6 protein-coding genes are annotated in these 12,431 nt (G+C 71.8%); 3 read left to right on the top strand and 3 right to left on the bottom strand.

Annotated features, from left to right (window positions below; all coding sequences use genetic code 11):
- Positions 1–19 precede the first annotated feature (19 nt).
- Entirely contained in the window at positions 20–1,213 is a 1,194-nt protein-coding gene (locus tag BO221_RS45285) for a PLP-dependent aminotransferase family protein (RefSeq protein ID WP_073567150.1), read from the bottom strand.
- A 132-nt stretch (positions 1,214–1,345) separates the two neighbouring features.
- Here BO221_RS45285 and BO221_RS45280 point away from each other — a divergent pair, with 132 nt between their 5' ends.
- Complete coding sequence (locus tag BO221_RS45280; RefSeq protein ID WP_073567149.1) at positions 1,346–1,666, top strand: chorismate mutase; 321 nt, start codon at positions 1,346–1,348, stop codon at positions 1,664–1,666.
- A 7-nt stretch (positions 1,667–1,673) separates the two neighbouring features.
- On the opposite strand, the gene BO221_RS45275 is transcribed toward BO221_RS45280, so the two are convergent.
- Complete coding sequence (locus tag BO221_RS45275) at positions 1,674–2,939, bottom strand: MFS transporter (RefSeq protein WP_073567148.1); 1,266 nt, start codon at positions 2,937–2,939, stop codon at positions 1,674–1,676.
- The gene (gene pabB, locus BO221_RS45270) at positions 2,936–5,056 is read right to left on the bottom strand and encodes an aminodeoxychorismate synthase component I (protein WP_073567147.1); all 2,121 of its coding nucleotides are present in this window, start codon (positions 5,054–5,056) and stop codon (positions 2,936–2,938) included. Before pabB ends, BO221_RS45275 begins: the two co-directional genes overlap by 4 nt.
- Before the next feature lie 220 nt (positions 5,057–5,276).
- Here pabB and BO221_RS45265 point away from each other — a divergent pair, with 220 nt between their 5' ends.
- Both BO221_RS45265 and BO221_RS45260 read left to right on the top strand, forming a co-directional pair.
- A complete protein-coding gene (locus BO221_RS45265; RefSeq protein WP_073567146.1) occupies positions 5,277–7,538 on the top strand; it encodes a M28 family peptidase in 2,262 nt (753 codons plus the stop codon).
- Positions 7,539–7,788: 250 nt separating this feature from the next.
- Positions 7,789–12,429 carry a non-ribosomal peptide synthetase gene (locus BO221_RS45260; protein WP_083682457.1) on the top strand — a complete coding sequence of 1,547 codons (4,641 nt, stop codon included), beginning with the start codon at positions 7,789–7,791 and terminating at the stop codon, positions 12,427–12,429.
- The last annotated feature ends 2 nt before the right edge of the window (positions 12,430–12,431 follow it).

Genomic DNA, 12,431 nt, shown 5'->3' with positions numbered 1-12,431 from the left:
TACTTCCAGGCCCGCTCGCTCACATCACGGAGCGCAGCAGCTTCCCGAGCCGTGCCACGCCGTCCTCGATGACGGCGGGCGCGCAATACGAGAAGCACAGGCGCATGCAGTTGTCCCCGGCACCGGGGCGCAGCGAGAACGCGCCTCCGGGCATGAACGCCACCCGCTGCTCGTCCGCGGCGCGCCGCAGCAGCTGCGTGGCGTTCAGGTGCCGCGGCAACTCCACCCAGGTGAAGAAACCGCCCTCGGGGTGGCTCCAGCTCGCGCCGGACGGGAAGTGCTCGGCGAGCGCCCGCTCCATCGCGTCCCGCCGCTGGCGGTACTCCTCCTTCAGCGCCGCGACATGCTTCCCCAGGAACCCCGTCCCCAGCGCCGCGCTCGCGACGTGCTGCGAGAAGCTCGCCACGTCGAGGTCCGACCCCTCCTTCACGTTGGCCAGCTCCGCCGCCAGTTCCTCCGGCACCACCACCCAGCCCAGCCGCAGCGACGGCGCGAGGATCTTGGAGAACGAGCCGATGTACAGCACCCACCGCTCCTCGAAGGACCGGATCGCCGGCGAGCCCTCTCCGAAGCACAGCTGCCCATAGGCGTCGTCCTCCAGGATGTAGAACCCGAACTCGCGCGACAGCTCCGCCAGCCGCCGCCGCTTCTCCAGCGGCAGGCTCACTCCCAGCGGGTTGTGCCCGTCCGCCATCACATACAACACCCGCGGCCGGGCCCCGTTGCGCAGCCGGGCCTCCACCGCGTCCACGTCGATGCCCGTCTCCACGTTCGTGGGCACCGTCAGCAGCTTGCAGTCGTGCGGCGCCAGCGCGCCGGCGAAGCCGGTGTACGAGATCTCCTCCGCCATCACCTCCTGGCCCGAATCCAACAGCAGCCGCAGCAGCAGGCTCATCCCCTGCTGCGCACCGACGGTGAAGAAGATCTGCGACGCGGAGCACTTCACGCCCCGGGCACTCATCAGCTCGATGACATGGGGTTTGAGCGATTCCTCGGGCGCCCGGTACTGGAGCGCGGCCACCGAGCTCAACGAACCCGCCGCGCGAGCCAGCGCCTCTCCCGGAAACAGCTCGGCGGCCGGGAGACCGAGCGCCAGGGACAGCATTCCTGGCCGGGACAGCAGCTCGAACGAGTCCTGTTGGGGCGTCCGGGCGATCTGGCGCAACCAGCTCGCCATCGGAAGAGAGGGAGGAGTCGAGGAGTCAGGAGGCATGATGTGCTCGGATTCTACGTATCCATTCCCGGAAGAACCTCTGTTATCAACGCGCATCCCACGACTTCGACTTCCTGGAGCCGTGGCTCTGGGTGCCCTTCTCCTACGCGCCCACACCGGCCAAGGAGCAACATGAGTGACCAGAAGCCATCCCCCGAGGCCCATCCCCTGGCGGGCCTGCGCGAGCAGCTCGACGCCATCGACGTGACGCTGGTGGAGACACTGGCGCGCAGGCTCCAGCTGTGCGGGGAGATCGCCCTGCGCAAGCGGGAGCACAACATCCCGATGATGCAGCAGGGCCGGGTGGAGTTCGTGAAGCAGCGCTGCGCGGAGATGGGCGCGGCGCGCGGGCTGGATCCGGACTTCGTGCGGCGGCTGTACACGCTCATCATCGACGAGGCGTGCCGGCTGGAGGATCTCCTCATCAACGAGGGGCGCGAGCAGCCGAAGTGACGCCGGCTCAACCCGCGCTGGGGCCGGGCGAGCGGATCCCGTTCGCACCCCGGAAGCTGGGAGAGAGCGCGAAGGCGGCGGTGAGGAAGACGAGGAAGGCAGCCGCCATCCCGAGCGCGGCCACTCCGCCAGCCCGGTCCAGCACGGCGCCCACGGTGACGGCAGACACCGGCCCGACGAGCCGGGTCGCCAACGTGTAGAAACTGCCCACGCGGCCCAGCATCTCGTTGGGCGTCAGCCGCGCCCAGCGGGTGGACAGCAGCGACAGGGAGAGGGAGTTGGCGCCGCCACACAGCGCCGAGGCCACCAGCATGGGCACCCATTGCTCGCTCAGCGCGAGCAGCGCCAGCGCCAGCCCCGCCACCAGATTGGCCATCAGGATGACCGGCCAGACCCGCCCCCGCGAGAGCCTCGGCACCAGCAGCAGCCCGGGCAGCATCCCGGCGCCGAACACCGCCACCAGCAGACCGAAGGAGGATGGCGGCAGGCCGCGATCCACCTGGGTGAGGAACGTCGTCATCGGCACGAGCTGGTAGGTGACGGCCTCGACCCCGCAGCTCAGGAGCATGGTGGCCACCAGGACGGGCTGGCCCACCGCGTACTCCAGCCCCTCGCGCACCTCTCCGAACAGGGAGCCGCGCGATGCCGCGGGGGCATCCTGGAACGGGCCGCGCGTGAAGTGCAGCGCCGCGTACGCGACCAGGAAGGTGAGCGCGTCGAGCGCCAGCCCCACCTGTGGATTCCAGCGCGCCGCGATGAAGCCAGCCAGCGCCGGGCCGAACACATTGCCCACCCACCGTGCCGCCATCAGCGTGGAGGTGGCGGACGCCAGCGCCTCGTGCCCCACGACGGCTGGTAACGAAGCGAAGTACGCCGAGCTGAACAGCGCGTTGAGCGCACCGAACGGAATGGTGACCGCATAGACGACGGGGAGCACGGGCACGCCCATCGCGCCCGCGAGCGGCACCAGCCCGATCAGGACCGCGCGCGCCAGGTTGCACCACATCATGATGCGGCGGCGATCCCACCGGTCCGCGAGCGCCCCGGCGATGGGGCTGAACAGCGCAGCCGGCAGCATCTCCAGCGCGCCCACCAGCCCCATCTGCGTCCCGGAGCCCGTCAGTGCCAGCACCAGCAGCGGGAGCATCGCGAACGACACCCCGTCCCCGATGAAGGAAACGGTCTGGCCGACGAACAGCGCACGGAAGTTCGCGTTCGCCCACAACCGGGGCGCCGGCTGCCCGCCGCCCTGCTCCACCGCCGAAGCCGTCACCCTGTCGCCTTTTCGCGAAGGTCACCCCGCTCCGGGGCGGCCGCGCCTCGCGCCTGCTCGAACGTCTCCAGCAACGACCGGCCCTTCAGCAGGATCTCCGCGAACTCCTCCTCGGGATTGGACAACGCGATGATGGCGCCACCCACGCCCACGGTGGTGCGCTCCGGCATCATCACCGCCGTGCGGATCACGATGTTGAGATCCGCCGCGCCGGAGCACCCGATGAAACCGATGGTCCCCGAGTACACGCCCCGGGCCTCCAGCTCCAACGAGTCGATGATCTCCATGGTGCGCAGCTTGGGCGCGCCCGTCATGGAGCCGCCGGGGAAGGCGGCGCGGATGCAGTCCACCACGGAGAGGCCCGGCCGCAGACGCCCGCGCACCGTGCTGACGAGCTGGTGGACCGTGGCGTACGTCTCCACGTCCATCAGCTTCGGCGCGTGCACGCTGCCCACCTCGCACACCAGCCCGAGGTCGTTGCGGACCAGGTCCACGATCATCAGGTTCTCGGCGCGGTCCTTCTCGCACGAGGCCAGGTCGCGGCGCAGCGCTTCGTCCACCTCGGCGTTCTCGCCACGTCGGCGGGTGCCCTTGATGGGCTTGGACTCCACCCACCCTCCGCGCTCCACACGCAGGAAGCGCTCCGGCGACGAGCAGCACACCGCCAGCTCGCCGAACCGCAGGAACGCGCCGTAGGGCACCGGGTTCCGCCGCCGCTGCAGCCGGTAGTAGAGCAACGGATCCGGCGCCTGGGGCAGGTGCAGCTTGTTGGTGAGGCAGACCTCGTAGCTCTCACCGTCGCCGATCTTCTCCAGGCACCGCTGGATGTCCCCCAGGTACGTCTCCCGCTCGCGGCTGAGGGCGCGCGGCACCTGCTCTCCCACGGGCGCGGCCACGGGCGGCCGCGCGGGAGGAACGTCGGCGAGCCGCGCCTCCATCCGCGTGAACCACTGCTCGGCCTGTGCACCCTCACCGCGAGGCACGAGGCACACCAGCCAGGCCTCGTTCCGCTGGTGATCGAACGCGATGAGCCGGTCCGCCAGGATGAGACAGGCATCGGGCTCGGGCGAGCGGAACCGGCGCGGCGAGCCGCACTCGTCGCGCAACTCGTAGCCGAGATAACCGACGAAGCCGCAGTTGAAATCGAAGGGCAGCTCCGGCGAGTCCACCTGGCGCAGCGCCAGCTCGCGCGCGAGGAAGTCCAGCAGCTTGCCCTCCTGGCGCGACTGCTTGCCCTGCTGGCGGATCGTCAGCTCCCCGGGGCCGCGGAACTCCACGGTGAGCGCGTGCGGGCCGCTCGCGTCACCCATGAAGGAGAAGCGCGAGAGGCGCGGATCCACCAGGCTGCTGTCCAGCCAGAACGCGTCCCGCGCCTGTCCGTGGAGGTGGACGAAGACGGACTCCGGATCCGGCGCGGTGGCGAGCTTGCGCGCGTGGACCTCGAAGCGCACCGGTGCGGGCTCGACTGGCGCCGCGCGAGGCACCACGGACAACACGCGGGACGGCGGCTGGGAGCGCGGGGCCCGTGTCTCATGGAAGCGCCGGGTGAGCTCACGGAAGTTCGCGAGCAGCTCACGCCCAAAGCTCGTGCAGATGGACTCGGGGTGGTACTGCACGCCCCAGAACGGCCGCGAGCGGTGGCGCACCGCCATCACCAGCCCGTCCTCCTCCGTCCAGGCGATGCGCTCGAGCGACTCGGGCAGGGGCTCCGCGAGGATGAGCGAGTGGTAACGCACCACGTCGAAGGCGGCGGGGATGCCCGCGAACAACGGATCCCCGGAGTGGACCACGCGGCTGAGCCGGCCGTGCATGGGCACGGGCGCGTGCATCACCTGGCCGCCGGACACGTGTCCCAGGCCCTGGTGCCCCAGACACACGCCGAGGATGGGCAATTCGGACTGCTCCAGCGCGTCGCGACACACGCCGAAGTCGGAAGGGTTGGCCGGATGGCCGGGGCCAGGCGAAAGGACGATGTTGTCGAGCCCCAGCCCGGCAATGTCCCGCCACGCGATCTGGTCGTTGCGGACCACGATCGGCTCCTCGCCATTCACCTCGCTGATCAACTGGAAGAGGTTGAAGGTGAAGGAGTCGTAGTTGTCGATTATCAGCGTCCGCATCGCGAGCAGGCACGTCGTCTCTCCGGCGACTCTACCGGCGAGCACGGGCACACCGATACCCCTACCTCGACCGCGCCGGAGTCTCCTCGGAAGCCTGGCCAGCAGGAGGGCACGCCTCATCCTGCGAGTCGGGGCGCGATCTTCTCCTGGTGAACCCGCCGTTCCCGTTGGCAGGTAGACCCCAGCCCTGTAGGTAGAAGCCCCCTCTCGCGCGGAACGAATGCACGCACAGACTCCGACTTCGTGGTCCCGGCCCGCGCTGGCCAACGGTGTGGTGGCGCTGCTGTCCCTGGCGCTCGCTGGTGTGGCGTCCCTGATTGCACGGCCCCCCGAGCCCGCCCCAGCCAACGCGCCCGCCACCACGTTCTCCGAGGCACGCGCGCTGCCACTCGTCCGCGAGCTGACCGAGGGCATAGGCCCGCGCGTCACCGGTACGCGCTCCGCGGCACTCACCGTGGACGTGCTCCTCGGCGCGCTGCGCGCCATCCCCGGCGTCGAGGTGGAGGTGCAGGACACGAGCGGCGTCCACGTGGACCCGGCGGGCGCGCTCGTGTACCGCGCGCGCAACGTGCTGGCGCGTGTGCCGGGCCGCCGCACCGAGGCCGTGCTGGTGGCGGCGCACTACGACACCGCGCCCGGTATCGTGGGAGCGGGCGACAACGCCGCCCCGGTGGCCGCGGCGATGGAGGCCGCCCGCGCGCTCGCGTTGGGCCCCCCTCTGGAGCGCAGCGTCGTCTTCAACTTCTCGGACGGAGAGGAGGCGGGCGGCTCCGGCGCGGCCGCCTTCCTCCACCACCCGTGGACCCGGGACGTGGTGGCGTTCCTGAACCTCGACTCGGCGGGGCCCGGCGGCAGGACGCTGGTGTTCCAGTCCGCTGGCGGGCTGGTGGCCGCGTACGCCTCCGCGGCCCCGCTTCCGTTCGGCACCGTGCTCGCGCAGGACATCTTCCAGGCCGGACTCGTCCCCTCCGGCACCGACTTCGAGATCTATCGGCCGGCGTACCCGCGCGGGCTCGACCTGGCGCTCTACGAGGACGGCTACGCCTACCACACGCCGCTGGACCGGCTGGAGCGCCTGGAGCCGGGCAGCCTGCAGCACATGGGTGACAGCGTCCTCGCCACGGTGCGCGAGCTCGCCACGCACGGCCCACCTCCCGAGGGTGGGAACGTCTTCTACGATCTCGCCGGACGGACCATGCTCGTCTACTCGCGCGGCACGGCACTGGCGCTGGCGGTGGTGACGCTGGCGGCGGCGGTGATGGCGGTAGGGGCAGCGCTGCGGCGCCGCGCGTTCACCGCGCGCGAGCTGGGCGGGGCGGTGGCGGGCACCTTCGCCGGGCTGCTGCTGGGCGTGGTGCTCCCGATGGTGGCCGCACTCGTGCTGGCGTATGTGCTGCGGCGGCCTCACGGCTGGTACGCGGCACCGTGGACCGCAGTGGCCTGCTTCGGGGCCTTCGCGCTCGCGGGCTCCTGGCTGGGCCGGGCGCCGTTCAGCGGTGACCGCGCCGGTTGGGCCGGTGGCGTGGTGGGCTGGGCGGCACTCCTCGCCCTCGCCACGGTGTTCGGCGTGGGCTCCGGCTACCTCGCGCTCTGGGCGGTGGCCTGGGGAGCGGCCGCGCTGCTGCTGGGGACGTGGCTGCGCCGCTACCGCTCGGCGATCCAGGCCATCGCCTTCGCCCCGCCCGCGCTGCTGCTGGCGGAGGCGGCATCGGACGTGCTGCGCGTCTTCATTCCCGTCGCGGGCCGCATCCCACTCGTCATTCCGTTCGATCCAATCCTCGCCGCGCTGGTGGCCCTGCCATTCGCCACCGGCGCCATGCTGGGGCTGTCGCTCGTGCCGGCCGCGCCATCCGGGCGCGCGGGCCTGCTGTGCCTGGCCATCGGTGCCGTCCTGCTCGCGCCCATGGCGCGCTTCCCGTACACGCGCGAGCACCCGAAGCGCATCACCGTCGAATACCTCGAGGCAGAGGGCCAGCAGCCGGAGCTCCTCATCCGCTCGCGCGACTCGGTGCCTCCGCCGGAATCGCTGGGTCCGGCCATGGCGGGGGTGCCCGGCGTCCGGCTGGAGCGCGAGGGGCGCCTGCTGCGCGCTCGGATCGCCACGCCCGCGTTGCCCATGCCCGCGGTGGAGGTGACGCCCTCGGGCGTGGCCGGCCCGGAGCGCACCGTTTCCCTGCGGGTGGGCCCGGGGGACTACTCCCTCCTGGACTTGAAGGTGCCGCGCGGCGCACTCGCCGGCTGGTCCCTGGAGGCGCCGCTGCCGCAGGCCGCCAGCGGCGATTCCACCTGGATCCGCGTGGTGAACCCGCCGCGCGACGGGTGGAGCATCCAGCTTCAGCTGCGCGGCGAGACGCCGGTACCGGCGGAGCTGGTGGTGCGCTACGCCCACCTCCCCACCCACGTGGCCGGTGTGAGCGCCGCGCTCCCGGATTGGATGGTGGCGAGGACCGACGTGGCCCGCTCGGCCCCGCTGAAGCTGTGAGCCCGGGCCAGGAGCCCACGCGGGTGCGCGGCGCCCGAACCGCCAATGGGTATGGGCTCCATTACACCTCGAGTGAGAAGGAAAACCGGCAGCGGGCGGCTGGGCTCAGGGGGTCTGGAAATCGTGGCGAAGGAGACCACATCACCGGATGTAGACTCCACCCGGCTCGAGGTGGGCTACCTGCTGCGCCGCGCGCTAGCCACCATCGTTTCACGGGAGCGCCGCTCCCCACCCAGGAGAAGCCGTCACCATGTCGAGTCGCGATGAGTTGATGGAGCGGCGCAAGCGGCTGTCACCCGAGCAGCGCGCCCGCCTGGAGCAGCGGTTGCGCGGAGAGGCCACTCCCCGCGCCGCCGAGCCCACCATCCCGCGTCGCGCGGACAACGGACCGGCGCCTCTCTCGTTCGCCCAGCAGCGGCTGTTCGTCATCCAGCAACTGGAGGGGCAGAGCCCCATCTACAACGTGGCGGCGCGGCTGAGCATCCACGGGCCACTGGATGTGGAGGTGCTGCGCCGGGCGGTGGAGGAGATCGCCCGCCGCCACGAGGTGCTGCGCACCCGCTTCCTCCAGCGCGGCGGAGAGCCGGTGCAGGAGGTGCTCCCGGACGCCCGGCCGGTGTTCCAGCGCGTGGACCTGGGCGCGGTGCCGCCGGGCGAGCGCGAGGCGCGGCTGGAGGAACTGAGCCGGCGCGAGGCCACGCATCCGTTCGATCTGGAGCACGGGCCACTGCTGCGTGTGACGGTGGTGCGCCTGGGCGCGGAGGAGCATGCGCTGTGCTTCGTGGTCCACCACATCGTCTGGGATGGGTGGTCCAACGGCATCCTGCTGCGCGAGCTCTCGGCGCTCTACCGGGCCTTCCTCCGCGGCGAGCCCTCTCCGCTGCCGGCGTTGCCCATCCAGTACGCGGACTTCACGCTCTGGCAGCGCGCCCACCTCTCCGGCGCGGTGCTGGAGGGGCACCTCGAGTACTGGCGCAAGCAGCTCCAGGGCGCGCCCGCGCAACTGGAGCTGCCCACGGACCGGCCGCGCACCCAGGCTTCCAGCGCCGCGGGCGCCGCCGAGCCCTTCACCCTCCCCGCTCCGCTCACCGCCGCGCTCAAGCGCCTGGCCGTGGCGGAGAACACCAGCCTGTTCGCCGTGATGCTCGCCGCGTTCCAGGCGCTGCTCGGCCGGTACGCGGGCCAGGACGACGTGCTGGTGGGCACCGCGGTGGCCAACCGCCGTGAGGAACTCGAGGGCCTCATCGGCTTCTTCTCCAACACGGTGGTGCTGCGCGGGCGGTTGTCCGGCGATCCCAGCTTCCGCGAGCTCGTCTCCCGCGCACGCCAGGTGGTGCTGGACGCGCAAGCCCACCAGGATCTCCCCTTCGACCGGCTGGTGACGGAGCTGCGCAAGGAGCGCGGCGCCGGCGGCTCTCCCCTGCTCCAGGTCTTCTTCGGATTGCAGGCCGAGGCGGAGACGTCGCTCGGGGAAGGGCTGCGGGTTGGCCAGGTGGAGGAGATCCACACCGCGACGCGCGCGTTCGAGCTGTCACTGCTCGCGCACGAATCTCCGGAGGGCGTCTCCGGCATCCTCGAGTACGGCACGGACCTGTTCGACGCGGACACCATCCGGCGGATGCTCGGCCACTACCTGGCGCTGCTGCGGGCGGCGGTGGAGCGGCCGGAGCTCCCCTTCTCCGCGCTGCCACTGCTGAGCACGGAGGAGCGTGCCTGGTTCCTGGCGCGCAACGCCACCGAGCGGCCCTACGGGGACGAGTGCCTGCACGCCCAGGTGGAGCGACAGGCCGCACGCGCGCCGGACGCGGTGGCGGTGGTGTTCGAGGGCCAGACGCTCACCTATGGCGAGCTGGATCGCCGCGCCAACCGGCTCGCGCGGGCCTTGCGCGAGCTGGGCGTGGGCCCGGACGCGCGCGTGGCCCTGTGCCTGGAGCGCTCTCTGGAGCTGCCGGTGGCCCTCCTGGGCACGATGAAGGCCGGCGGCGCGTGCGTGCCGCTGGAGCCGGGCTACCCGCGCGACCGCCTCCAGCAGATGTTGGAGGACGCGGAGCCACGAGTGCTCGTCCTCCAGCGCCACCTCGCGGACCGGTTGCCACCCAACGGACTGCCCACCGTCTACCTGGAGCCGGGCTGGGGCACTGGCACTGGCGACGAAGCCACCCCGCCACTGCCGGTGGTGGATCCGGACAACCTCGCCTACGTCCTCTTCACCTCCGGTTCCACCGGCCGGCCCAAGGGCGTGCAGATTCCCCACCGGGGCCTCAGCAGCCAGATGCGCTGGATGGAAGAGGTGTTCACGCTCGGACCGGCGGATGCGGGCCTCGTGAAGGGCTCGCTCAGCTTCGCCCCCACGGTGTGCGAGCTGTTCGCGCCGCTGGCCGCTGGCGGACGCGTGGTGCTGGCACACCCCACGCGTGGACAAGACGCACCTTCGCTGTGCCAGCTCATCGCCGAGCAGGGCGTGACGACGGTGGAGATGGTGCCCTCGCTGCTGGACGTGGTGCTGAATGATCCCGCGAGTGCCGCGTGCCAGTCCCTGCGCCACGTGTTCTCCGGCGGCGAGGCGCTCACTCGCGCGCTGGAGCGCCGCTTCCACGAGCGCTGGCCCCATGCGCGGCTGCACAACCTGTACGGCCCCACGGAGGCCAGCTCCGCGGTGACCTGGTGGCCCAGCACGCCGTCAGACCAGGGCGCACGCGCCACGGTGCCGGTGGGCCGCGCGCTCGCCAATGCCACCGTGTACGTCCTCGACTCGCGGATGGAGCCCACGCCGCTGGGAGTCGTGGGGGAGATCTACGCGGGCGGATCGGTCCTCACGCGCGGCTACATCCGGGCCCCGGCGGAGACGGCCCGCCGCTTCATCCCCGATCCCTTCAGCCGCACCCCGGGCGGGCGCCTGTACCGCACCGGAGACCTCGGCCGCTACCTGCCCGACGGCACGGTGGAGTACGTGGGCCGCGCGGATCACCAGGTGAAGATCCGCGGCGTGCGCATCGAGATGGGTGAGGTGGAAGCGGCGTTGCGCCGGCTGCCCGCCGTGCATGACGCGGTGGTGGTGGCGTGGAACCGCGGCGAGCGCCCGGACGACCTGCACCTCGTCGCCTACGTGGTGCCCGCTCCCGGCGCGAACGCGAGCGCGGCGGAGCTGCGGCGGCTGCTGGGCTCGGTACTGCCAGAGCACACCATCCCCGGCTACTTCGTCGTGATGGATGCCCTGCCGCTCACCCCCAACGGCAAGGTGGATCGCCGCGCGCTGCCCCCTCCCGCGGCGGAACCGGCGCGAGAGCAGGCGGTTCCGCCGGCCACGCCGATGGAGTGGACCGTGCTGGCGCTCTGGGAAGAGGTGCTGGGCGTCACCGGCACCGGCGTGGAGCAGGGCTTCTTCGACGTGGGCGGCCACTCGCTGCGCGCCACCGCGCTGCTGGCGCGCCTTCGCGAGCAGCTGGGCGTAGAGGTGTCGCTGCGCACCTTCTTCGATGCGCCCACCGTGCGTGCGCTCTCGCGCCACCTGGAGCAGGCGCGCGTCTCGGGGAAGTCCTCGCCACCGCCGCCCCGCCCCGTCCCGCGCGACCGTCCGCTGCCGCTGTCCTTCCCGCAGGAGGCAGTGTGGCGCTCCGAGCGCGACAACCCGCTCGGTAACTGCATCGCCGCCTACGCCCGGTTGCGCGGCCCGCTGGACGCGGAGGTGCTGCGGCGGGCGCTGGAGGAGATCGTCCGGCGTCACGAATCGCTGCGGGTCCTCGTGGACGCCAGTGGCCCCGAGCCGGTGCAGCGCATTGCCCCGCCCGCCGCGCTCGAGCTCCCCCTGGTGGATCTCGGCCCGTTGCCGCCCGCTGAACGCGAGGCGGAAGCGGCCCGGCGCGCCAGTGCCATGCGTGCCAGCACCTTCGATCTGACCCGCGCCCCGTTGCTGCGCGGCGAGCTGGTGCGCCTGGGCGCGGAGGAGCACCACCTGCTGCTCACCGTGCACCGGCTGGCGTTCGACGGCTCCACGCTCGCCCTGCTCGTCGGAGAACTGGGCGTGCTCTACGAGGCCTTCCTGGCGGGCCGCCCCTCGCCGCTCGCGCCCCTGCCGCTGCAGTACCCGGATTTCGCCCTGTGGCAGCGGGAGCACCTCGGGGGCGCGGCCCTGGAACAGGCGCTCGCCCGGGACCGCGCCCGGCTCACGGGTGCCCGGCTCGTCCGTCTGCCCACCGATCGGCCCAGGCCCGAGCACCCCTCACCCGGGGGCGACGCCCGACTGATCCGCATGCCCGGTACGTTGACGGCGGGCCTTCAAGCGCTGGGTGCACGCGAAGGCGTGTCTCTCTACACCACGCTGCTGACGGGCTTCCTCACCTTGCTCCACCACGAGACCGGCGAAACGGATGTGTGCGTCGCGTCACCCGACGCGGATCGGCCCTACCGGGAGCTGGAGGGCTTGATCGGCCGCTTCGCGAACGTGCTCGTGGTGCGAGCCTCGCTGGAGGGAGACCCGACTTTCCTCGACGCATTGCGCCGGGTGAACGCCGCGGTGGCCGAGGCCCAGGAGAACGGCCGCCATACCCCGCACCATCGGCTGGCCGAGGCGCTCTACCCGAACGAGCGCTCCTCAGAGACACCGTTGGAGGCCATCACCTTCAACTACCTCAGCCAGTTCGAGCGCCCGCTCGACGAGCTGCGCTTCGGGGGCCTGCTCATCGAGCCGTTCCCTCCGGCCGAGGCCCGTTCCAAGTCCGAGCTCACGCTAAACTTGGAGGGCTCGGCGCAGGCGCTCACCGCCGACCTTCTCTACCGGACCGACCTCTTCACGGAACAGACCATCCTCCGGCTGCTCCACCGCTACCAGACGGTGCTCGGGAACGCGCTCGCGCGCCCCGGCGCCCGCCTCTCCGAGCTGCGCGCGACTTGATC

Origin of the sequence: Archangium sp. Cb G35 (assembly GCF_001896145.1) — a bacterium.
Classification (GTDB): Bacteria; Myxococcota; Myxococcia; order Myxococcales; family Myxococcaceae; genus Archangium; species Archangium violaceum.
Note: the sequence above shows the minus strand (reverse complement) of the source record. Positions and strands in the feature narration are given on the sequence as shown.

Bases quoted from the DNA above. Each gene is read 5' to 3' on its own strand.
- BO221_RS45285 (WP_073567150.1), bottom strand. From the start codon at position 1,213: ATGCCTCCTGACTCCTCGACTCCTCCCTCTCTTCCGATGGCGAGCTGG.
- BO221_RS45280 (WP_073567149.1), top strand. From the start codon at position 1,346: ATGAGTGACCAGAAGCCATCCCCCGAGGCCCATCCCCTGGCGGGCCTG.
- pabB (WP_073567147.1), bottom strand. From the start codon at position 5,056: ATGCGGACGCTGATAATCGACAACTACGACTCCTTCACCTTCAACCTC.
- BO221_RS45265 (WP_073567146.1), top strand. From the start codon at position 5,277: ATGCACGCACAGACTCCGACTTCGTGGTCCCGGCCCGCGCTGGCCAAC.
- BO221_RS45260 (WP_083682457.1), top strand. From the start codon at position 7,789: ATGTCGAGTCGCGATGAGTTGATGGAGCGGCGCAAGCGGCTGTCACCC.